General features: G+C 62.8%; 15 protein-coding genes. 3 read left to right on the forward strand and 12 right to left on the reverse strand.

Annotated features, from left to right (window positions below):
• Positions 1 to 11: 11 nt before the first annotated feature.
• A complete protein-coding gene (locus tag ACVWZP_RS14600; protein ID WP_162231505.1) occupies positions 12 to 341 on the forward strand; it encodes a GlpM family protein in 330 nt (109 codons plus the stop codon).
• A 131-nt stretch (positions 342 to 472) separates the two neighbouring features.
• On the opposite strand, the gene ACVWZP_RS14605 is transcribed toward ACVWZP_RS14600, so the two are convergent.
• The 6 genes from ACVWZP_RS14605 to ACVWZP_RS14630 all read right to left on the reverse strand — a co-directional run bounded on the left by ACVWZP_RS14605 (position 473) and on the right by ACVWZP_RS14630 (position 7840).
• Positions 473 to 1870: a sigma-54-dependent transcriptional regulator gene (locus ACVWZP_RS14605; RefSeq protein ID WP_017844604.1), complete on the reverse strand. Its 1398-nt coding sequence runs from the start codon at positions 1868 to 1870 to the stop codon at positions 473 to 475.
• On the reverse strand, positions 1860 to 3629 hold the full coding sequence (locus ACVWZP_RS14610) for a HAMP domain-containing sensor histidine kinase (RefSeq protein WP_046384549.1): 1770 nt from the start codon (positions 3627 to 3629) through the stop codon (positions 1860 to 1862). Before ACVWZP_RS14610 ends, ACVWZP_RS14605 begins: the two co-directional genes overlap by 11 nt.
• Positions 3629 to 4753 (reverse strand): GNAT family N-acetyltransferase, encoded by a 1125-nt coding sequence (locus ACVWZP_RS14615; RefSeq protein WP_046384550.1) that lies wholly within the window; start codon positions 4751 to 4753, stop codon positions 3629 to 3631. The genes ACVWZP_RS14610 and ACVWZP_RS14615 overlap by 1 nt, the downstream gene beginning before the upstream one ends.
• 78 nt (positions 4754 to 4831) lie before the next feature.
• Positions 4832 to 5743 carry an alpha/beta hydrolase gene (locus tag ACVWZP_RS14620; RefSeq protein ID WP_126587626.1) on the reverse strand — a complete coding sequence of 304 codons (912 nt, stop codon included), beginning with the start codon at positions 5741 to 5743 and terminating at the stop codon, positions 4832 to 4834.
• Positions 5740 to 7134, reverse strand: coding sequence for an aspartate aminotransferase family protein (locus ACVWZP_RS14625; protein ID WP_017844600.1), 1395 nt, complete (start codon positions 7132 to 7134; stop codon positions 5740 to 5742). The genes ACVWZP_RS14620 and ACVWZP_RS14625 overlap by 4 nt, the downstream gene beginning before the upstream one ends.
• Positions 7127 to 7840, reverse strand: coding sequence for an MtnX-like HAD-IB family phosphatase (locus ACVWZP_RS14630; RefSeq protein ID WP_457369874.1), 714 nt, complete (start codon positions 7838 to 7840; stop codon positions 7127 to 7129). Before ACVWZP_RS14630 ends, ACVWZP_RS14625 begins: the two co-directional genes overlap by 8 nt.
• 229 nt (positions 7841 to 8069) lie before the next feature.
• Here ACVWZP_RS14630 and ACVWZP_RS14635 point away from each other — a divergent pair, with 229 nt between their 5' ends.
• A complete protein-coding gene (locus ACVWZP_RS14635; RefSeq protein WP_457369875.1) occupies positions 8070 to 8840 on the forward strand; it encodes a MipA/OmpV family protein in 771 nt (256 codons plus the stop codon).
• Between the two features lie 132 nt (positions 8841 to 8972).
• On the opposite strand, the gene ACVWZP_RS14640 is transcribed toward ACVWZP_RS14635, so the two are convergent.
• The 5 genes from ACVWZP_RS14640 to ACVWZP_RS14660 form a co-directional block, all read right to left on the reverse strand.
• Entirely contained in the window at positions 8973 to 9377 is a 405-nt protein-coding gene (locus tag ACVWZP_RS14640; protein WP_017844597.1) for an EamA family transporter, read from the reverse strand.
• Positions 9374 to 9754 (reverse strand): DMT family transporter, encoded by a 381-nt coding sequence (locus ACVWZP_RS14645; RefSeq protein WP_017844596.1) that lies wholly within the window; start codon positions 9752 to 9754, stop codon positions 9374 to 9376. Before ACVWZP_RS14645 ends, ACVWZP_RS14640 begins: the two co-directional genes overlap by 4 nt.
• A complete protein-coding gene (locus ACVWZP_RS14650; protein ID WP_017844595.1) occupies positions 9751 to 10671 on the reverse strand; it encodes an arginase family protein in 921 nt (306 codons plus the stop codon). Before ACVWZP_RS14650 ends, ACVWZP_RS14645 begins: the two co-directional genes overlap by 4 nt.
• Positions 10672 to 10794: 123 nt before the next feature.
• Positions 10795 to 11448, reverse strand: coding sequence for a DsbA family oxidoreductase (locus ACVWZP_RS14655; protein WP_046384553.1), 654 nt, complete (start codon positions 11446 to 11448; stop codon positions 10795 to 10797).
• Between the two features lie 55 nt (positions 11449 to 11503).
• Positions 11504 to 12523 carry an alpha/beta fold hydrolase gene (locus tag ACVWZP_RS14660; protein ID WP_046485800.1) on the reverse strand — a complete coding sequence of 340 codons (1020 nt, stop codon included), beginning with the start codon at positions 12521 to 12523 and terminating at the stop codon, positions 11504 to 11506.
• 207 nt (positions 12524 to 12730) lie between these two features.
• On the opposite strand from ACVWZP_RS14660, the gene ACVWZP_RS14665 reads away from it, so the two are divergent.
• Entirely contained in the window at positions 12731 to 18382 is a 5652-nt protein-coding gene (locus tag ACVWZP_RS14665) for a dermonecrotic toxin domain-containing protein (RefSeq protein ID WP_457369876.1), read from the forward strand.
• A gap of 36 nt (positions 18383 to 18418) precedes the next feature.
• On the opposite strand, the gene ACVWZP_RS14670 is transcribed toward ACVWZP_RS14665, so the two are convergent.
• Positions 18419 to 23353 (reverse strand): dermonecrotic toxin domain-containing protein, encoded by a 4935-nt coding sequence (locus tag ACVWZP_RS14670; RefSeq protein WP_457369877.1) that lies wholly within the window; start codon positions 23351 to 23353, stop codon positions 18419 to 18421.
• Positions 23354 to 23622: the final 269 nt, after the last annotated feature.

The following is a 23622-nucleotide window of genomic DNA, read 5'->3' on the forward strand; positions in this document are numbered from 1 at the left end:
GCGTGGATCTGATATTGAAGGCCGCCCTGGGCGCGGCGGTGGTGCTGATACTGGCCGCGTTGGCCAAGACCCGGAATTACTACATCGCCGGGTTGGTGCCGCTGTTCCCGACCTTTGCGCTGATCGCTCATTACATCGTCGGCAAAGGCCGTTCGGTGGACGATTTGAAGACCACCATCCTGTTCGGGATGTGGTCGATCATTCCGTACTTTGTGTACCTGGCGACGCTCTACGTGCTGGTCGATCGCCTGCGCCTGGAAGCCTCTTTAGCCGTAGCAGCGCTAGCGTGGTTGATGGCAGCGACTGTTCTGGTCAGCGTCTGGGTACGCCTGCAGACCTGACACACCACAATCCAAATGTGGGAGGGGGCTTGCCCCCGATGGCGGTGGATCAGATACACATAGGCTGTCTGACCCACTGCTATCGGGAGCAAGCCCCCTCCCACATTTAGAACAGTGCTGTGCCAGGCAACTCAGCGGACTATTTTGTCGACCTGAATCCCCAGCTTCTTCAGGCGATACCAGAAGCTGCGCTCGGAAATCCCGATCTTCGCCGCCGCGGCCGCCTGTACGCCATTGCTCTCGTGCAATGCCGCCTGGATGTAGGCTTTCTCCACCTCCGCCAGCGCCGCATCCAGGTCCTGGGGAATGCCCGGTCCGTCGCTGAGGATCGCCGTCACGCCGCCCTCGCTGGGCTTGGACGCGAACAGATAACCCGGCAAGTCGATATCTTCAATCACCGGCGATGACGCCACGATCGTCGCGCGTTCCACGCAGTTCTGCAGCTCGCGGATATTGCCCGGCCAGTGATACGCCGTCATGGCCTGCAAGGCCTCGGGGCTGAAACCGGTGATGCGTTTACCCGCGGTGACGCTCAAGGTCTGGGCGAAGTGCCGGGCCAGGGGCGCGATGTCTTCCACGCGCTCGCGCAAGGGCGGCAGCGGGATCGGGAACACGTTGAGGCGGTAATACAAGTCCTCGCGAAACTCCTTGTTGGCCACCGCCTCCAACAGGTTCTTGTTGGTGGCGGCGATCACGCGCACGTCCACCTTGCGCTCGCGGGGGTCGCCCACCGGCTCGATCACCCGCTCCTGCAAGGCGCGCAGAATCTTGGCCTGCAGCGCCAGCGGCATGTCGCCCACTTCATCGAGAAACAGCGTGCCCTTGTCAGCCTGCATAAAACGCCCGACCCGGTCGGCCACGGCACCGGTGAAGGCGCCCTTGCGATGGCCGAACATTTCGCTTTCCAGCAGCCCTTCGGGAATCGCCGCGCAATTGACCGCGACGAACGGCTTGTCGGCCCGGCTGCCGTGCTTGTGGATGGCGCGGGCGACCATTTCCTTGCCGGTGCCGCTTTCGCCGGTCAGCAGGATCGTTGCGCTGCTGTCGCGCACCGAATCCACTGCCTGCAACACCTTGCGAAACGCCGGGCTGTCGCCCACCAGGCTGTCGAACTGCGCCTGCTCGTCCAGCTCGGCGCGCATGCGGGCGTTGTCGCGCATGATGTCGCGAAACTGCAGGGCCTTGGCCACGGTGATGTCCAACTCGTCGATATCGAACGGCTTGGCAATGTAGTCATACGCACCGTTGCGCATCGACTGTACGGCGTTTTTCACCGTGCTGTAGGCGGTCATCACGATCACCGGCACCTGGGAATAGCGCGCCTTGATCTCGGCCAGCAGCGCCGGACCGTCCATGCCCGGCATGCGCCAGTCGCTGATCACCAGGTCGATGTCTTCCTGCTCCAGCACTTTGAGCGCGTGCAGGCCGTTACCCGCCGTGAACACCTGGACGCCATTCTGGCTGAGGGCCGACGACAACAGGTCACAGAGCTTGGGCTCGTCGTCGACCACCAATATGTTATGCGTCATGAGTGTCCTCGTCGTCTTCGCCGATTGCCGGAATGTACAGGCTGAACGTAGCGCCGGCATCATTCTCGCTGATGCATTCGATGCTGCCGTCGTGACTTTCCATGATCGAATAGACTTTGGCCAGGCCCAGGCCGGTGCCGGAGGCCTTGGTGGTGACGAACGGGGTGAAGATGCGCTCGATCATATCCGCCGGGATACCCTGGCCGGTGTCGGCGACGCTGATGACTGTGTTGTCGCCCATCGAACGAATGCCCAGGGTCAGGCGGCCACCTTCGGGCATTGCATCGATAGCGTTGAGAATCAGGTTGAGGCAGGCCTGTTTGAGCTGCTTGGCGTCGGCATAGATGGTCGCACCGGGCGCCTGGTCGTCAATGTGGGCGTCGATTTTGTGGCTGGCCAGTTCCGGGCTGCAGAAGCCGAGGATCTCCTCCACCAGCGCGCGCGCCGGTTGCAATACGCGCAGCGGCGCGTTGGGTTTGGCGAAATCGAGAAACTCGGTGATCAGGTCGTTGATCCGGCTGACTTCGCTGATCACATATTCCAGGTGGCGCTTGTCGGCTTCCGGCAAGTCGGCGCGACGGTGCAGCAGTTGGGTGGCGGTCTTGATGATCCCCAGCGGGTTACGGATTTCGTGGGCCAGGCCCATGGCGACTTCGCCCAGGGCATGCAGGCGGTCGCGCCGGCGCAGTTGGGCTTCGAGGTGATGCAACTCCCCCAGCCGTTCGGTCATATGGTTGAAGGTGCTGCTCAATTGCGCCAGCTCATCGCCGCCGCTGACCACCACACGGTGGGCATAATTGCCTGAGATCACGGCGCTCACGCCCTGGGACAGATCGCGCAACGGTTGGGTCAAGCGCCGCGACACCAGCAGCCCCGCCGCCAGGGACAGTGCCGAGCTGAGCAGGAAAATCAGCACGAACAGGTTGCTCTGGTTCACCAGCCCGACCAGGCTGGTATGGCGCAGCAGGCCGCTGAAGATCACGCCTTGCAGCTCGCCGGCATCGTTGAAGATCGGCCAGTACAAACCGCTGTATTTGTTGGTGAACTGTTCGCTGGGTTGCTTGCTGCTGCGCATCTCGGCTTCGACGCCTTTCGGGATGTGCGAGGGGTGATCCATGAAGCGCTGGGTCGAGAAAATTTCCGAGAAACCGCCGGGGTTGGCCAGGTACAGGCGCAGGTCGAGGGAATGTACGTCGGCTACGCTGGTGAGGAAACTGCTGTCCAGGTAGGTGGCCACCAGCAGCACGTAGTCAACGCCGTCCTGGCTGGTCTCGAAAGTCGAGACCACGATGCCGGTATTCACCCCCGCCACTTGCACGGTCTGCAATGCGGCGTTGCTGGTCAGGTTGATCTGCTTGACGATGTCATTGGGCGCGGTGCTGAACACCACCCGGTGGTCACTGCTGCGAATCAGGGCCACCACGTCGATGTCCGTGGCTTCGGCGATATCGGCGGCGAGCCTGTCGTGCTTGGCCGCCTCCCGGCTGGAGGGCGGGCTGGCGTAGCGCAGGAACAATTTCGCCATGCGCGCGTTGTCATGCAGGATGTCGCCGATCTCGTCCTTGACGATCTTGGTCGATTCCTGCAGCCAGATCCGCACGTTGCTGTCGAAAATCTGCGACAGCGTGGTGGCGGCCAGCTCGGCCGCGATCATGGTCGGAATCACACTGACCAGCCAGAACGCCAGCACCAACTTGCGCTGGACGCTCCAGCGCGAAATGGCAAAGGGGCGGGCTTTCTGGCGGGTCTTGGTGATCATCAGGTTTCGCTTATCGCAGCAGCCATGGCAGGGTCGGAACGATCCGGTCGAAGAAACATTTTCACGAGTCTGAGCAGGCCGTTGACCAGCCGGTTACGGTGGCGGAAGAACAGGCTGTTGCCCTGGAACTCGCACCCCAGCCGCAGCTTACTGGCATATCCGGCCTGGCCACACTCATACAACGCAATATTGTGTTGGATACAGTAGTCGACATTGGTCAACCAACTACGGAAGTAGAGGTTGTAGTCACGGGTAAACTCCACGTCGTGCCCGAAGAACTTGTCGATCAGCCGATGCTCGTCCACCAGCATCAGGTTGAACGCCACCAGGTGCTCGTCGACCCAGTAAAGAACACAGACCGCGCGTTGTTCAAGGCGTTCGAGCACGCCGGTGAAATAACTCGCGGGCAAGCGTTCGAACTGCAGCTCGGCACGGGTCAGCGTGGCTTCGTACAGGCGCATGACCTCGGGCAGCACATCGTCGATGTTGCGCCGCCACTCCACCCGCGGGCCTGGCGCGCGCAGTTTGCGCCGCAAGTCCTTGCGCGTGGATTTGCCCAGCGAGCCCAGGTAAGCGTCCACCGAGCCGTAAGGCAGCGGCAATAAGCCGGTGGGCAAGCTCGGCATGCTTTGAAAGCCAGCCGCGCGGCAACTGTCGGCCCAGTGCGGGTCCTGCGTCGGGGCATCCTTGACCGCCACCAGGCCGATGCCGAACTCATCGGCGTCCTGGCGCGCCGCCAGCAGCAGGTGCTTGAGTAACAGCGCGCGCCGAACCTCAGGCACGCCACTGGCAAACCCGGCGTCACAACGCTCGGCCACCGGCGAACCGATGGCGTACAGCCCCACTTGCAAAACACCCGGCCACAGCCGCTCCAGCCGCGAGGTCAAGCGCTTGCCGACGCCCGACACCGTGGTATCGAGGCGGTAATGGGTGATGAACGCGGCCGCCACAGCCACCAGCGCGCCGTCTTCAAATACCGCCAGGTAGCGCCATTGAAAATCGTTGATTGCGGCGTTTTCCACGGCAACGTAGTAGTCCCAGTCCTCCAGCGCACCGGGAAAACAGTCGTTCCAGGCACTGCGCCGGATGGCCCGGATGGTCGGGAAGGCTTGGGTGGTTATCACATCGAATCCTTTGTAGCGAGGGAGCGTACTCCCGCTGGACTGCGCAGCAGCCCCCTCAATGACACGCGCTCCTTACAACTAGAACGAGGTGGCAGGTTCCAGGCTCGCTTCGCTGCCTGACGCGGGCAAGCGCCCTCGCCACAACGCACCGGCGTCCACGGAAGCGGTGTGCAGCTCGACAAACTCCGCACTCAACTCGATCACCCGGCGGTATTGCAGGTCGACGGTGATCATGTGGTAGCAGTTGTCCAGCAGGATCTTGGTCACCGGCCCGCCGAGGTGACGTTCCACGTAATCGGCGTTCCAGCGGCTGGTGATGTCATCCTCGATCGAATGCAGCACCAGGGCCGGCACCTTGACCTGAGGCATGCGCTTCTTGACCACGGCGTTCATCCGGTGCAACTCGCGCACCGTGATGCCTTCCATGGTCAGCAGGCCAGCCTCGCTGCTCTCCCCTTCCTTCATCTGCCGCTCGACGATCGCCCGCAGGCGTTCGTTCTTGATGCCGTAGGGCGGCTTCTCTTCAAAGCGACAGATATGCACGCCGAACGGAATTTTCATCAGCAACGGCGTAAGGAACGCCAGCTTATTGATGCTCCAGCCGTCGTACTTCAAGGTGGTCGAATACATCAGCAGCCCGGCGACCTGGCCCGGATGCTCCGAGGCCAGGTACATCGACATCACCGCACCCATCGACAGACCGCCGACAAACACCTGTTCATGGCGCTGACGGACCTGGGCGAAGGTTCGGCGCACCCCTTCGTACCAGTCCAGCCAGCCGGTGGCCTGCAGGTCGCTGTTGTCGCCGCAGTGCCCGGCCAGGGTGGGCACGTACACCGTGCAATTACCCACCTTGGCCAGGCCCTTGGCGACCTGGCGCAGTTCCGTCGGCGTGCCTGTCAGGCCGTGGATCAACAGGATGCCGACCGGCCCTTCACCGAGAACGAAGCCGGCATCACCCTCACCGAGGTCGATCCCGACGTTGCTCACCGTTTAGTCGCTCGCACCAGCAGTTGCTCGAGCAGCTTCAGGCCCAGTTCGATTTCTGGGTAGCTGATTTCCAGGGACGGTGCCAGGGTGATCACGTTCTTGTAGTAGCCGCCCACGTCGAGGATCAGGCCGAGTTTGCGTCCGTCCACCACCATGTCGCCTTTCATGCCTTCTTCGACCATGTAGTCCAGGGTCGCTTTGTCCGGCGTGAAACCATCCGGGCCGCAGATTTCGCAGCGCAGGGCCAGGCCCAGGCCGTCGACGTCGCCGATGATCGGGAAGCGTTTCTGCAGGTCCTGCAAGCCTTCCAGGAAGAACTTGCCCTTGGCCATGACCATCGCGCCGTAGTCGACTTCATTGGTCATCTTGAACATTTCCAGGCCTACCGCCGTGCCCAACGGGTTGGAGGCGAAGGTGGAGTGGGTCGAACCTGGCGGGAAGATCTTCGGGTTGATCAGTTCTTCACGGGCCCAGATGCCGCCCAGCGGGTTGAGGCCGTTGGTCAGCGCCTTGCCGAACACGATCACGTCGGGTTGTACGTCGAAGTGTTCGATCGACCACAACTTGCCGGTGCGGTAGAAGCCCATCTGGATTTCGTCGGACACCATCAGGATGCCGTGCTGGTCCAGCACCTGCTTGAGCTCGCGGTAGAAGTTCATCGGCGGGATCACGTAGCCGCCGGTGCCCTGGATCGGCTCGACGTAGAACGCGGCGTATTCACTCTGGCCGACTTTCGGGTCCCACACGCCGTTGTATTCGGTCTCGAACAGGCGGGCGAATTGCTGCACGCAGTGGCTGCCGTATTCTTCCTTGGTCATGCCTTTAGGGCCGCGGAAGTGGTACGGGAACGGGATGAACTGCGCACGCTCGCCGAAGTGGCCGTAGCGACGACGGTAGCGGTAGCTGGAGGTGATCGACGACGCGCCGAGGGTGCGGCCGTGGTAGCCGCCTTCGAAGGCGAACATCAGGCTCTTGCCGTTGGTAGCGTTACGCACCACTTTCAGGGAGTCTTCGATGGACTGCGAACCGCCGACGTTGAAGTGGACGCGACCGTCGAGGCCGAACTTCTTCTTGGCGTCGACCGCGATCATTTCCGACAGCTCGATCTTGCCTTTATGCAGGTACTGGCTGGCGATTTGCGGCAGGGTGTCGATCTGCTGTTTCAGCGCATTGTTCAAGCGCGGGTTGGCATAGCCGAAGTTGACCGCCGAGTACCACATTTGCAGGTCGAGGTAGGCCTGATCTTCGGTGTCCCACACGTAGGAGCCTTCGCAACGGCTGAAAATGCGCGGTGGCTCGATGTAGTGAACGGTGTCGCCGTAAGAGCAGTATTTGGCTTCTTTATCCAGAAGAATCTGGTCTTCGGCGCTCGCGATGCGGATATCAGACATGGTGGAAGAGTTCCTGATTTTCAATAGAGAGGTCAGTAGGGGCAAAGGTCGTGGCGTTGGCGGCGATGCCCTGTGGCAGCTTGGCCAGCAATGCGCTCACTTCGGCGAAGGTGTCGAAGCGCGCATGGGGAATGTTGTTGGCCTCGCAGTACCGGGCAAGGCTGCCCTTGGCGAAAACGAAGTCGGCAGTGGAGGCCACGCACATGTCGGACTTGCCGTCACCGATCACCAGCACGCGCTTGTTGCGCGGGGTGGATTTGCACTTGCAGTTGCCGGAAGCGGCGCGGCAGGCATCGCTGGCATACGGGAAGTCGATGCGCCAGCTGTTCTGGTCGACCTGGCGCAGGCGGTTGGCGAGGATCGGCAGCAAGCTCACGTAGTTGCGCGACAGAATCCGCGCGATGCCTTGCTCGATGCCGTCGCTGACCACTTCGATGGAGGCCCCCAGGCCAATGACGTGATCGACGAAATCGGGGAAGTCCGGGTCGATCTCGACGCTGTCGAAATACGCCAGCAGCTCACTTGTGGTGGCCTTGATCAGCGCGAGTTGGCGGCTCAGGCATTCGCGGGAACCGATATGCCCATCCAACCATTCCTGCTCGATGGTTTCCCACTCGGGGCCGGCGAAGCGTTGGAGGACGTTGTCGATGACATCGGTGGGGGTAATGGTCCCGTCGAAGTCACACACGATATGCCAGTGGATCATCTGCGTTTACCTTGAGGAGGAGCGCGCTCTGTGCGCTTGCAGAAGGTGTAGAGCAGGGACTGTGCCAACTGGCCAGCACCCAATGGCGCTGGGGGTTTGCGCGGATATCAGACGGTTTTGTGTCGAAGGAGCTACAATTTTTGTAGCTTGCTACAAACAAGATGAGTGCTTGCGCCAAGGCTGCGCTTTGCGCGTTCATGCGCGCATATTCAATCAAGGAACAGTGACCATGTTCAGGATCACCTCCGCTCTATTCGCCGGGTTACTGGGGCTGTGGAGCGTTTCACAAGCCGCGCAGGCCGAAGGCATCACCGGTGAAGCAGGCGCGGGTATCAGCTACCAGCCCAAGGAACCCACCGGCACCCGCTATGAAACCGCGGCCGTTCCATACCTCGACCTGGACTGGGGCGACGTCAGCCTGAGCACCGATGACGGCCTGTCCTGGAGCGCCTTGAAAACCAACGGTTTCAGCGCCGGCCCGTACATCAACTACCTGTCGCGCCGCACGTCCAACGGCGCCTTGTCGGGGTTGCGCGAAGTGTCGAGCATGGCCGAAGTCGGTGGGTTCGTGGAATACGCGCCGGCCGACTTCTGGCGCGTCTACGCCCAACTGGGTCGCGCCGTGGGCGGCGCCCAGGGTCAGGGCGGCGTGCTCGGCAAGGTCGGCGGCGAGCTGGGCTATCCGCTGGTCGGCGGGATCATCGGCAGCAGCGACCTGATGGCGCATTTTGCCGACCGACGCCAGACCAACACGTTTTTCGGCGTGAGCGATAGCGAAGCCGCCGCCTCGGGTTTCCGCCCCTACAACGCCAGCGGCGGCTTCCAGAACGTGACGTTCACCCAGAGCTTCGAGTTTCCCCTGGCGACGAAATGGTCGCTGTTGACCAGTGCCAGCTGGGTCCGCCTGGTGGGTTCGGCGGCGAACAGCAGCATCGTCAAGCAGGCCGGCGAAGTGAACCAGAGCCAGGTGCAGACGGCGATCAGCTACAAGTTCAACTGATGCACATCGATAAAAATGTGGGAGGGGGCTTGCCCCCGATAGCGCAGGGTCAGCCAATACATACGGGACTGATCTACCGCTATCGGGGGCAAGCCCCCTCCCACATGGAGCCAGTATTTCATCGCGATACTTTCAGTTTTCCTCGCCTTCGGCCAACAACCCGATCCCGACGATAATCACCCCAACGCCCACCCAGTGCAGCAGGCTGATATGTTCCCCCAGCCCCAGCCACGAACCGAGCAACACCACCACAAACACCAGCGAACTCAGCGGAAACGCCAGCGACAGGCTGCTGCGCCGCAGGATCAGCATCCACACGAAAAACGCGCCGATGTAACTGGCGATCGCCGCCAGAATCCCTGGGTTGCGCGCCACTTCGGACAACCACTGCCAGTTGAAATCCATCTGCCCCAGTTGGTCCCCGGCGACCTTGGTAAACAGCTGCCCGGCGCTCTCGGTGCAAATCAGCAACGCCCACAGCACCACGGTGCCGAGGCGTTCGTGCAACCAGCCCTGATCGATATTTTGCGTACTCATGCCTGACCCCCTGCAATCGCGACTAACATCACGCCGAAAGTAATCACCAGCGTGCCCATCCAGCGCCGGCGGCTGACGGTTTCCCCCAGCACCAGCTTGCCCGCCAGCACCACCCCGCAATAAGCCAGCGCCGCCGCCGGAAACAACAGGCTCAACGGCGCGCGGGACAAGGCTTCAAGCCAGACGAAAAACTCGATGGCGTAGGCCCCGAGCCCCGCCCACAACAACGGCGCATTGAACACCTGGCCCCAGAACGCGTTCAGGCGAAAGCCGCCCTCCAACTCCGGCAAACGGTCCAGGCCCATCTTGAAAAACAACTGGCCGACCACATCGAGCACGATGGAAAAGGCCACCAGCAACACCACGGTCAAAGTCACGGGAACAGCTCCTCAAACAGGTTGATCAGGGCTTCGTTGGTCGCGGCATTGCGCTGCAGGTCCTCGGCGCTCCAGCGCTCGGCCGGCGGCTGGTCGGACTTGGCCTCCCAACGCTTGAAGGCGTTACTGAACACGGGCTTGGCGAACTCGCCGCACACATCGATGCCGATGATCCGTTTGCGCGCCGCCAGGGCCCGCAGGGCCTGGAGCAGATGGCTCAGGCGCATGCCGCCCTGGTCCCAGTTGGTGGCCGCGTCTTCGCTGGCCAGCACGTCTTTGTCGATGGTGATCCAGATGGCTTCGGTGGGCAGGCTGCTGATCATTTGCTCAAGGAATGCGGCCCAGTCCAGCTCCGCCAGGTTGCGCCAGTACAGGTAGTTTTCCTGCTGCTGGTGGCCGGCGCCATCGCCGACCCGCCCCCAGACTTTCGACGGCGGGTGCTGCCATGGAAACAGCTGCAATTGCCCGCGCGTGAGGGCGCCGAGGTTGCCGCCGCGCAGCTGCGGGTTATGCAGGTCATCGCTGCACGGGCCGAGGGTGACGATGCGCTTGATCGCCGGCATCTTCAGCGCGCGGTTGACCCACGACCCGCAGTGGCGCTTGGGCGCAAAGCGGACCCAGTCGGGGTGGTTGTCGAAGTGGATCAGGCTGATCGGTTCTTTCAGGTCGGCCAGAAATGCCGGCGTCAGGTGGTGATAGTCGCCGGAGCCGACAAACAGGATTTCCGGCCGCGCGTCCGTGGGCCGGGGCCGTGCCGCCAGGCGTTCGGTGAAGCGCTTCCAGGTTTTTTCGGTGGACCACAGGCGCAGTTTCGGGCCCAGGTCCAGCAAGTCGAGACGGGTGGCATGACCACTGGCCAAACGCCGGGCAATCGGCGCCTGGCCCGTAAGGCTGTGGTCGAGGTCAAGAATATTCAAGGTAATGTTTCACCCCCAATGGCAGCGCCCAACCGGATTGCGGATGGGCTTTAGGGGGTCAATGCAAGGGACGGGCCAGGGACTCTCTTGAGGACAATGAGCCCCTCCCACATGGGACCAGCGTCAGGATCGGGATTCGCGGATGATCTGGCGAATCGCCCCGACAAACGTTTCGACCGGCTGGCCACCGCTGACCGCGTACTGCCCGTTGAACACGATGGTCGGCACCGACGTCACGCCACGGGACACCCACAGTTGTTCCTGCTCGCGCACCTCGGCGACGTATTCATCGCTGGCGAGAATCGCCGCGGCGCGTTGCGGGTCCAGGCCGACGCTCTCGGCGATACGCACCAGCGTCGCGTGATCGGACGGGTCCTGGCCATCGCTGAAATAGGCTTTGAACAGCGCTTCCTTGAGGTTGTACTGCAAGCCTTCCAACCCGGCCCAATGCAGCAGGCGATGGGCATCGAAGGTGTTGTAGATGCGGCTCTGGCCGTCGGTGCGGAACGCAAAGCCCAACTCGGCGCCCATGTCGCGGATGCGCGCACGGGTGGCCTGGGACTCTTCGGCGCTGGAGCCGTATTTCTCGGTGATGTGCTCGACGATGTTCTGGCCCTCGGCGGGCATGCCAGGGTTCAGTTCGAACGGCTGGAAGTGGATCTCGGCCTGCACCTCGCTGCCGAGCTGGTCGAGGGCTTCGGTCAGGCCGCGCAGGCCGATGACGCACCAGGGGCAGGACACATCGCTGACGAAATCGATTTTCAGGGCAGTACTCATGGTAGGCAACCTCGCTGGCATTAATGCGCCGCAAAAGCTGCACGATACACCAATGTCACAACACCTTCGCCGAGACCGGCGGCTCGATCTGCGCCCAATGGACGGCGTCTTCGCGATGGGCTTGCAGGTACGGCAACACCGCCGCCAGCAACGGCGCCTTGAACGCTTCCTGGAAACGATGGGCCAGGCCCGGAATCAGCTTCAACTGGCTCCCCTGGATATGCGCGGCCAGGTGTACGCCGTGCATCACCGGCAACAACGGGTCGGCGGTGCCATGCACCACCAGGGTCGGCACGCGCAATTGGTTGAGCAACGGCACGCGGCTCGGTTCGGCGAGGATCGCCATGATCTGGCGTTTCACACCCTCGGGGTTGAACGCACGGTCGTAGGACAACGCCGCCTGATGCAGCAACACCTGGCGGTCATCCTTGACATACGGGCTGCCCAGCGCGGCCAGCAAATCGGCCTGTTGCTCCAGGGCCACTGCGCGATTGGGTGCGCTGCGCCGCGACAACAATTGCACCAGCGCCGCATTCGGCGCCGGCAGGCCTTCGGCGCCGGAGCTGGTCATGATCAGCGTCAGGCTTTCCACCCGCTGCGGCGCCATCGCGGCCAGGTGCTGGGCAATCATGCCGCCCATGCTCGCCCCAAGGACATGGAATTGCTGGACCTGCAACGCATCCATCAAGCCCAGGGCGTCATCGGCCATGTCGGTCAGCGTGTATGGCGCCGCCACGGGCAGGCCGAGTTTGTAGCGCAACACTTCAAACGTCAGGTTGGCGCTGGCCGGAGCCTGGCGCCAGGTGGACAGGCCGACATCGCGATTGTCGTAGCGGATCACCCGGAAACCTTGCTGGCACAGGGCGACGACAACCTCGTCAGGCCAGTGGATCAGTTGCCCGCCCAGGCCCATCACCAGCAACAAGGCCGGATCGGACGCACGGCCGATGCTCTGGTAGGCGATGCTCACCTGAGCCAGATCGACCGTTTGGGTCGGGACATTGACATCACATCGAGACGCCGCAAAAGACGGCAGGCCGAACAGTAGAGCGGCCAGTAACAGCAACACGCGCATGAAAAACACCGAAACACAGAACCCCAGTAGGGCGCGAGTCTGATGAAGTTTGTTCAAGCGCGCTGCCACAGTTGCGTGACAGTTTAATGAATGTCGCTCAACGGTCGACTCACTAACTATCTATCCCTGCGCGCCTCGTTCTCCACCTTTAAATAGGGCTCCGACCGGTAAAGCACCGTTCTGCCCCTATTTTTCGAGTGCCGTCACATGACCGATACATCCAACCCGCTCTCCCCCCTTGCCGTGCGCGACTTTCCGCCGTTTTCCCACGCACAGGTTCGCCCCGTGAACGAAAGCCTGCTGCTGGAAGCCACGGCCCGCTGGCACGCCAGCCGCGAACAGATGCTCCGGCTCAGCACCGATGCGCCCAGTGTCCACGCCTCGCTCAACGCGTTCATCAACGAGCAACTGGACCTGGACGGCGACAGCGTGCAGTTGCACTTTGCCGCCTCCGATGAAAGACCGGCGCGCTCCATCACACTGACCCAGGCCAGTGCCTTCGTTCATCAATTTCCCGCCTACGCCGCGCTTTACCAGCATTGCCGGGTGATCGGCCTGCCGGAAGGCAAAACCCAGTACGCAGCGCAGCCGTTCGAGCTGGTTAAACCCTTTACCCAGCTCAACGTGGAACAGGCCCTGCGAACCGCGTGGGTCCGCTACTGGTGGTTCACGCGCGCGCCTGGCACTGCGGTCTCGCGTCGCGATCACGCGGTTGCGCAGTACAGCAGCCATCTCCAAGCCGCCGCGCAGTTGGCCTGCGCCTCGGGGGCGATCACGGCCGATCAATTGAAACCGTTGCTCACCGTCCTCGACCCGCCAAGCGGCGCGTTGCAGCTCGACGGTCAGAAGATCTACGCCGAGCAACTGCTGCTCAAACGCACCGGGTTGGCCGATGCCGAGATACCCGGTGCGCTGGTCATTACCCTGGATGCCGAGGTCGTCCTCCAGCTGTTGTACCTGCCCTCTGAAGAACCGGCGCTGAACCTGTTCAACAGCCGCGTCGGCATGGAGCAGTGGTTGCTCGATCACCCCACGCTGTTCCCCGGCGTGACGGCCATCGCGCGAGACAACCTGATCGACTACCGCGAGGTCGACGAGCCCTTACAAGCCGGCGTGACGCACCTGTTGGAACATCGCCTCAAAGAAAAGCAGGCCAGCCTGAAATACCCCCACGGCAGGGACCTCGCCGAACATGGACACAGAGCGCTGGAAGCAGCCGATCAGGTGGACCGGCAACAGCGCAGCCAGGGGGTTTTCGCCTTGCCGCCGGCATCCGCGCTCGCTCCCGCCGAGGACGACGCGCCCCTCGACAGCGCGCCCATAGTCTTCGCCGGACTGACCGCCGACCTGCCCCTGACCCAGCGCCGCCACGCGCTGTCGCGGCAACAACAGCCGCTCTTCGGTACGGTGCAGGCGCCTGCCATATTGCCGCCGCCGAGCGATGAACAACAGGCCGCGTTGCGCAGCCAACTCAACCGCTTGCACGAGGCGCAACAGCAAGCCCACGAAGCGGCCAGCGCGCTGTGGAATCAACCCCAGAACCAGCTATTGGAGCTGTCCCAACAGGCCAACCCCGACTATCACCGCTTGCTCCAGGCACGGCTGAACGGGCTGCTTGCCGAAGCCAGCCTGCAGCGCCAACTCAACCAGATCAGCCCGGCCGGGTACGCCATGCTCCTGGCCGCGCTTGACCCGCTCAACGCGCCAGACCCCGAACTCAAAGTGTCGGTGGCGACCTTGACGCTGTCGATCAGCGAGCGCAGCAACGACGCAATCAACACCCAGCGCAAAGAACTGGACGGCGTGCTGCTGATCACCCTGGAAGCGGCGCTGCTCGATGCGTCAACGCCTCAGGACCTGTTGTTGTACTGGCCGGGCAGCCAGGGCGGGCTGCAGCACTTCGCTTCGCGCCAGGCGCTTGAACAGTGGCTCGGCGTAACGCCCTCGGACGCGTCGTCGCTGGAACTGGCCCTGCTCAATCAGACCCCGTTCGAGTACAGCCTCACCGTGCAACTCGACGACTGGGTCGCCCAGATCGAAGCGATGCTTCGCCGCGCCCCGGACGACACCGAGCGCCAAGCCCGGGAGCTGCAACCCATGCGCGTGCAAGCGATCCAGGAACTGGGCGTATCGACCAACACCGCGCGCGAACTGGCCTATGCGCAGCTTCTGGAGCAGCAGCAGAGCGGCGCACTGGCGGCGCAACTGCCGGTCTGGCTCGGCCAGGTTTCAGCGGCCGACAGGGCCGAACTCAAGGCCCTGCTGGAGCGCTACATCGTGGCGTTGCAACGCGCCGATGAAGTATTGAACCTGAAGCTGCCGCTGATCAGCAGTTTTTGCACAAAACGCCTGCACGCAAGGCTGTCCCGGGACTTCTCGCTCAAACAACCGTTCAGCGTTCAGCTCGACGTTCCCGAATCGGTCACGCATCAACAGCATTTCGTCGGAGCCCCTGGCGCGCCGGGCACTCCGACCAAGACGGTGCAGGTCCCCAGCGCCACCCGGGTCAAAATGAGCCTGGATGAGCTGGCGCTGAGCAACATCGATACGCCGATCGCCGACCGCTTGACGTTCATGAAGGTCGAGGTCAGCAGCCAGGACGCCACGGAAGGCCAGGCACTCACCGCCGGGCTCAGCGCCAACTACCTGCGCAAGCTGGTGCCGGAACTGGACCTGGCCCAAGCGTATGAAGACCTGATCGTCGAGGCTTACCAAGGCTCGGATCGCGAAACGGACTTCAGCCGTGACTATCGCCTCGAATGCCTGCTCGAACCTCAGCGCCTGATGCTTACGCTCCAGGGGCGTCTGGCGTTCCTGCAAAAGCACATCACGGCCACCGAACTGAACACCTTCAACATCGCCGTGAATGCCAGCACGGCCGAAGCCTGGCGCGCCGATGGCAATGACATTGAGTTGCTCCCCGCCCACCTCAGTGTCGGCGGGCCAGACACCCAGGACGGTTCAAGCACGTTGTCCGGCGTCACCTTCATCCGTCAGAAAAACTCCGGGCTCACCCTGCTCTATCTGCCCGAGAGCCCGGACGGCCACTACCTGCGCAGCTACGCCAACCTTGAAGCCGCGCGGCTGGCGCTGTACCGCCTGTGCCTGAGCAGCACGATGATCAATTACCTGGCCGGCCGCGCCTTGCTGGGCAACGTGGCCAACCACGTCAGCCGGATCAATCAAGCGCTGCTCCGGCATTTCGACGCGCTGATCGGCGTCGGCCGCCCCTGGCCCGTCACCACGTCGCTGGCCGGCCATTTGCTCAACGCGCAAATGGGCCGCGTCAAGGAGGCCCACCGCGCCAGTTCCCGTTCCAACAGCGACCTGTACCTGGAACGCTATGCCATCAAAGGCGTGCAGGCCTTCAGCTATATCAAGATGGCGCTCGGCGTGGTCCCCGTGGTGGGTACGGTGATCGGCCTTTACGACGGCTGGGTCAGCGCCAATGACGCGGTAGATGCATTTCGACGCGGCGATCATGCCCAAGGCATGCACGACATCACCCAGGTCCTGCAATCAATGATCGACGCCGGCGTGGATGTGGCCGGCGGGGTGCTGATCACGCCTAATGCAGCGCGCACGCGCACGCTTGGGCGCCAGTTGCGCAATGCCTTCAAGGGCGGCCGCTACCTGCAACCGCCCATGAGCCGCAAGGCGCGCCGCATCGCCGAGCGCTTCAGCGGGTATGAGTACGACAAGGAGATCGCCCTGGCCCATCTGACCCCGGCGAGCCACGGTATTTACCGCAACATCTACCGCCATGCCGACGGCCACTTCATCGTGCGGCAGGGCAACGTCTATCAGGTCGAACTGCAGAACGGCCATTGGCGCTTGAGTGGCAACGCGCTGAAAACCTACAAACAACCGATTGCCCTGGATGACGCCGGCCAATGGGACACCCACTTCGGCGTCTACGGCACCGCGCAACCGGCGGGCCTGGCGGGCGGCGGCGGTGTGCTCGGGCACCTGGCCGACACCCTCGAGCCGCTCTGGCCGATGGCGATTCGACAACGGCTGCCGATCTGGTGGACCGATCATGTCCTGCGCCGCCAACTGGCGCTCAGCAATGCGCTCAATACGCTGAGCAGCCGGCTCGACGCTCAACTGGCCGCGACCAGCAACCTGCAACACCTGTCCAACCAAAGCGACTTCGCCACCCGCAAGACATTGCAGCCAACCCTTGATCAGGCCTACACCCAGGACATCGAGCTGGCGATTCAGCAGGCCAACGCCATTCAGGACGTGATCGCCTTCCCCCCCAACAGAGAGCACCTGGCCCTCCAAGGCTTGCAAAGCCGCGCTGCCTTGATTGTCACCAGCAGAGCCGTGGAGCGCCTGAAAGTCGCCGCGGCCGCGCTGCAGGAATTGACCGGGCAATTCGCTGATATCCAGGTGCCGCCAGCACGCCCCGCCGCCATTCTGCAGTTTCTGCAAACCCGCAAAGGTCTCAGCCAGAAAATCGTGCAGGAACTCGACCGGATCGACCGCGTCTTCCTGGTCATGAACGAATGGAGCAGCCAGATCAACCTGGCAGCGCTGGAGGCCGATCTGCGCCTCCAAGGCAGAAGCACGCGCAGGACCGCGCAACAGATCGACGCGGACCTGCAAAATACGCGCACGCTGGCGGGCGAGGCTCGCGATGACGCGGCGCGCTGGAACGAGCTCTACGATGAAGGGTTTCGCACGCACCTGCGCACCGTCCACAGCATCGATACGTTCAACCGCTACGATCACGTCAGCGATCCTTCCTGGTTGTATTTGCAAAGTGAGGTCAATCGCGTCTATCTCGACGCTCACTTGGCCCTGAACACGCATTTCGCACTGACAAAAACGCCCACCACCGTCAGCCAGCGCACGCGGATCCTCAACGAATGTATCGATGCCTACGCGCGGTTCAGCCTCAGCGTTAAAACCTTGAGTGCAGGCTACCCGCAACATTTTGACCTGGATAACCTGGACGCCTTGCTGAATAACCTCGAGCGCATGATTCAACTGGCCCGCCACCGTATCGGCACAACACCTCGCCTGCGGCGCCCGCAGCTCGATGAACCCCAAGGGACGGTGTTTGAAAGCGAAGACAACCGGCTGCTGATCGGCATAAAAAGCACCGACCCTCGCACCAACACCACGCGCTACACCATCGACAACCTCAGCGGCCACACCGAGACCTGGGAGCAACGCCCGGACGGTCGGGCCCAGCGCCAACCGGCGCCGCCCGTGGAGTTCCCGGCGGAGGCGAACGTGAAGTCGGTGATGGTGAGCGAAGCCCAGAACCGCCTGCGCGCCGTACCGGCGTACCAGGCCAAAGTCGACGCCTATGCCCGCCAGGGCATGTTGCCGGTGGACCTTGAACACATGCTGGTCAGCGAAGCCGCCGAACTCACCTTGCGTGCAAACCGCATCGCGCGCCTTGACCCCGAGGAGCCGAGCCTCCAGCCATTGCGCACGACCGCCAGCGAACTAACCGCCGCCGGCCGCGCCTTGCGCACCCGACAATCGTTGGCCAGCCGCAAACCCACCGACGGCATGCTCGATGACCTGGTCAGGCATCACGTGGTCGAGGTGCGTCGAACCGCGTCGATGAGCGAACTGGCGAGGCGTGCCAACGGGCATCGCGACTTCATGCAGGAATATGAAGTCTGGGACCTGACCGCCACCCCGCCGCGCCCGTTGTGGTACGCGCACTTTCATTACAACCGCCGCACGGCGATCTTCGACGAGTTCGAAAAGGCCCACCTGAAACTGCCGGAGCATCGTTACTTGACCCATGCCGACGACCCGTCGCTGCCGTTCTCGGACATCGGCAGGCAGTCCGCTGCATTGCCGCATATCCGGCCGCTATGGGTTGCCCAATAACCGCGCCGGCCTGCGGCTGTCAGCGGAGCGCTTCGGTCACAGCGTCAGAAACAGTTTTTCATCCAGCGGCGGGCCGATCCGCGCCCTGACGATCTGTTCCACCACGCGGTTATTGCCCGCCTCGGCCACCAGGTCTTTCTGGGTCTTGGTGCGCTGCGACGGGATCTTCAGGTGCGCCGCCGTGTAGAGATTGCGCGGCGAACCTTTGGCCGGGTAGTGGAAATGGGCATACCACAAGACGTCGACCTTGCCTTTTTCACGCACGGCGTACTCGGTGAAGACATCGCCGCTTTTGGTCGCGATGTCTCGCTGGACCAGGTTGATGTCGACGAACCCGTGCTTCCACAGGTAGTCGATGTTTTCCGGTTTGGGGGGTAGGACCTTGTAGCCATCGGCGCAATGTTGGCGGGCCTTGTCAAGCAGTTCGTCCGCCGCCGTGCGCCACTGTTTGACCCATTGTTCGGTTTCGGGATTGCTGCCGTGACGGGTTTCGGCCTGCAAGGCGGTCGCCTGAAGCCGCTCGGCCTGGGCTTGCAGCATGTCGTTCCAGTCCAGCGGGTTGATGCCCTCCCGGCGTTGCGGGTCGTTGAGTTTGCGTTTCTGGAACGCGATCGTGCGTTCAATGCCGGCGCTTTCGTCGAGCAGTTTCCTGGCGTCGGACTTGAGCGTTGACAGCGACTTGGGCGATGACGCGGGCCGTGCGGGTTGCGCGGGAACGATCTTCACCCACTCGCCCTCGCTCGCGTGTTCGCTGTAACTGGCGACCGACCGGCCGGATTGCGGGTCCAGCACATCGATGATCGCGCCGGAGCCTGCCGCCTGGGGGCGCGCGGTGCCGATCAGGGTTTCCTTGTCGCGGGTCTTGAACGTGCGCTGGCCCGCCGGTTTTTGCCGTTGATCGATACGCACGACGGCGGCAGGCACCAGCGCTTGTTCCTCGCGCATCACTTCGGCCAGGTCGGTTTGGGCATCGTTGATCACATCGCGCAGGCGTTCGGCAAACAGCTGCTGATACTCGGCTCGCTGAAGGCCGGGATTCGTGTCCTGTATCGCCAGGCTGTCGCTGAGCACGCGCTGGTAGGTGCCGATGACGGTTTCCAGCGTCGCCTTGCGTTCGCTCAAGCTGTAACCGGTGTACTGCCGCAGGTCCAGGTGAGCGTTGTAGACGGGGATCAGGTTGGTTGAACTCAAGCGCTGCAGGTAAAACGACTCCACAGGGTCGCTCGTTCGCGCATAGCGATCGAGGCTCAGTTCTTTGAGGTTGGTCAGGCTGGTCAGCTTCATGCGCAGGGCCGTAATCGCAGGTGGCTGTCGCTCTTGCTGCTTGAGGAAGTGCGCGGCCTTGGTTTTGCCGAACGACGAATCGTCCGTCCATTTCTCCAGCACAGCGGCGGAGGCCAGGGCGGCTTCCCGCACGCTTTCCAAGTCGCGGTAAACCCTGCCGAAATTGTCCATCAGCTCGATATACGTGCTTTTGGAGCCGGTCCTTGCCTCGCTCACCACCTCCGCCATCGAGCGTCCGCTGGGGACGTGTTGATTGCTGTCTTCGGCCAGCGTGGTGTAGAACTGTTCGATTTCACGGTAGTTGTCGAGCACCGTCTCATAGAGATTGGAGCGCGCCTGTTTTTCTTCGGAAAGATCATCCACTGCGCCGAGTTTTTTCGGCACCAGATGGTCAATGGCGGTCTGAGCCGCCGCACTGTGTACCTCAGTGCGTTGCTTGAGTTGCACGAGTTGCTGGTCGATGGTCTGCCTGAGGTTCTTCGTGAGTTCCAACTGCGCCAGGTAAGGTGCGATAAAGCGCTGTTGATGCTCCCCGGTGGTAGACAGCCCCCACAGCGTGCGCAGTTTTTTACGGCCGTTGTAGTAGTCGGTAATGCTCGCAATCACTTGATTACGCGAGTCTGCCCTCGGTCCATCCAATACAAGTGCGGCCTCGACGGCCTGACTGAACGCTTCCCCTCGCGCCTGTTGTGCCTGCCTGTTTTGTTTGACCCGCTCGGCGACGCCGCTCTTGCGCGGCATGCCACCGCGCAGCCGGGGGCGACTGTCGAAACTCCAGCGCCCCTGTGCGTCACGCCTGATCGGCGGGCCGGTACGCGCGCGGTTGTTCGCGTCGATGATGAACACCCCGTCGAGGTCGTTGGCCACCCGGAACCACTGCTTGTCGATGTTGGCGTACAGCCCGCCCTGGCTCAGGTACAGGCCCTGTTTTGGCCCCTCGGCAATCGCCGCACCGACATCGACCGGCGCGGCTACCCGGAATGACTCGATCTGCGCGAGCTGGCCGGGGCTCAGGCGGCGCGGGCTGGAGAACGCAAAATCCAGCATGCTCGCATGACCGCCGACGACGCTGGCAGAAGGCTCCACACTGCCTTGGCGGATGCTCGCGCGATGGACGCCCGGCGTCTGGCCCGGGGCGCGGCGCAGCGGGCCATCGTTTGGCGCGATGGCTTTGAGAGCGTCAAGCGTCAGCGGCGGCTGCGCGGCGTCGGCGGGCGCGGAATGGGTCAAGACCATGCCCATATTGAGCAACAGGTCCACCACGCTGGCCGTGCTGTCGCCCTGGGCGGCGGGGTTGGACAGTCTGCGGATATCGTCCTCGCTACCGGCCAACTGCAACAACCACCCCGCCATCGCCCCAGGCCCACGCAACACGGGTAACAGGGTGTTGAACAACAACCCGCCCAGTTCCTTGAAGGAAGCCCAGCGGCTCTGCGCGTCCGATACCGATTGCCCCTGGGCCAGGTTCACCAGGCTGTGGGTGTTGCTCTGGTACAGGTGCTGCATCAGGCGCCCTTGCTCCAGGTCCTGGCGTAATGTGCTGGCGGCGTCATAGCCGTCCACGGCGAGTGTCGTCGGTGCCGGTTGGGCGGGCGCGTCGAACTCGTTGAAGACGCTGTAGCGGGCAATGTTGGGAATCTTGAAGCCGCCGTTGCCGTATACCGCGCGCGTCCTGTCGTCGGGCAACCAGGCCAGCACGCTTTGCTGCAAGGGGCCGGGCTGTTGCACCGCCTCCAGCAGCGCTTGACGCGTGGCAAATTCCTGCAATACCGGGGACAACATCGGCCGGTAGAGAAGGTGCGGGCCGACAGCCGCATTCGCTGGCTCGATGACGAACATGTTCTGGACTACATCGGGTGTCGCGCCGGGCTTGCGGATAAACGCCAGGGGCCGCATGACGATGTCTTGCCCGTCGACCTGTTTCGCTCCAGCGCCGGGCGTCAGCAGCGCCTCCACATACCGGTAACCGTGCGCGGTGATGCCCGCTTCGCCCTTGAGCTTGAGCTCCAGCGCCTGCATCGCCAGTTGGCGCGGGACTTGTTGGGCGAACAAGGCGCTGCGCCGACGTGACTCATCGCTGTCACCCAGCAGGTGGGTTTGCAGCAACGCAGGATAGTGTTTGCCGATGTCCACCTGACTGACGATGTCTTTCAAGCGCTGCGGCATTGCCGGGTCGCTGATCGGTTGACCGAAGTGGCGCACTTCGATTTCGCCCTTCGGCAGCCCGGCCAGATTGCGCAAGGCCATGTCGGTCAGGCTCATCGTGACGCGCTCGATGTAGCCGCTGCCCAACGTGCCGACCGGTACTTTGAAGGTGACGTCGAGGTGGTCCGCGAGCAGCCCGGTGTTCTGCAACTGCGCTTGCAGCTGTTGCTGGGTATAGGTGCGAATATCGGGGATGTCCGAAAAAAAGTTACGCCCCTGGTTGCGTTGGACATCGCTGGCCAGTTCGAGGGCGTGGCGATGGTAGGCAAGGCGATCGGCTGGGTCGGCGTTGCGCATCCACTGCGGCAGTTTTTCCTGCAGCCGTGCCAGTTCCGCGGAATCTGCGGCATAGGCGCCGACAAACCACGGACTCGGATCGCTGAGCACGCTGAAGCGCTGCTCCAGAGCCTGAAGGCTGCCGGCTGGTGGGAGTTCGATGCTGTCTATCGCCTGCAACTGGTTGTTCAGAATGATGCCCGCTTGCGCATCGAAGATATTCGCGTCCGGCTCCTGGCGTTTCCAGGTCAAGTGGTCGAAGACGAAGTCGTTTTCCAGCGTCTCGCCCCAGGCCTTGCCGAAGGCTTCCAGCGAGTCGTAAGGGGTAATCTGGCCGTTGGCCGCGGCATGCAGAACCTGGGTGCTGGCGCCGATCTGGCGGGTGATCAAAAGATCCGGGCTGAGCTGGGTGGAGGCACCGCCACCGTAGCGGACGCTGGTGTCGAGCACGAAGACCCGCGCCGCATCGTCGCCGTTGGCACTCACGCGTTGCGCACGCTCGGGCCAGGTGACCACCTGGTCAAGGGTGGCGCGTTGCGCATCGGTAAGGCCAGGCTGTTTCAGCGCCGCACTGCGCAGGTTGTCGCTGAGCATGCCGCTGAGCCACAACCAGCGGTTGTCCGCCCCGCCAGCATTTTGTCCCCAGTAACGGGTCAAGGCTCGCGCAAACGCGTCTTTGAGGCTGGGCCGAAGGCTGCGGATCGCCAGTTCGATGGCTGACATGTCGATGTCTTCGCGCCGGTTGCCTGAAGCGTCGGGGACTCTGAGGGTGGTGCCGGTTCCTTGTTTGACCAGTTTCTGCGGCCATGAATACTTGTCGGTGAAATCGATATCGGCCCCGCTGGCCAGGTGGTTGAGCGCGACATCCAGCAGCGGGGTCAAGCGGTATTGAACCGGGTTTTCCGCGATCGGTTCTGCCACCGAGGTCCGCGCTACGTCGAATTCCAGCGCTGGATACAGGCTGTTGATCGCCTCGCCGAGCATGTCCCTGACAACCGAGCGCACGTCGGGCCGCGTCGCGAACTGGCTGCTGACGGCGTGGGCGGCGAGGTGGCTGACGCGGGGCCGGGGTTGCACCTCGGCGATGGCGCCGGCACGGCTCAGGGAGGTGGGCGCGGGTGCAGGGGGCGAAGGGGTTGGATTGGCCGGTGGTACAGCGGGGTACAGACGAGAGATGAAGGGCATTGCAGCGGCGCTAGCGGTCATGGGGCACATCCTTGGCGGGGCAATACGGTGTCGTCCCAACGACGCATGGAGCGCTCTTCGGGACGAATGTCGCGGCAAAAATACCCACTCATCCCTACGGTGAAACAAGAAATGCGTAATTGACTATGTCGACACACGCGGGGCTCGCCGGGGCTCCGGGCCAGCGCCGTTTCGCAATGTATGGCGGGATATGAACCTCATGCGCCGGCCGGCAGGTCGACAGCTCGCGCAACATGAGACAAACTCACCCTATTCGAATTGCTCATCAA

The organism is Pseudomonas sp. TE36184, assembly GCF_054060055.1.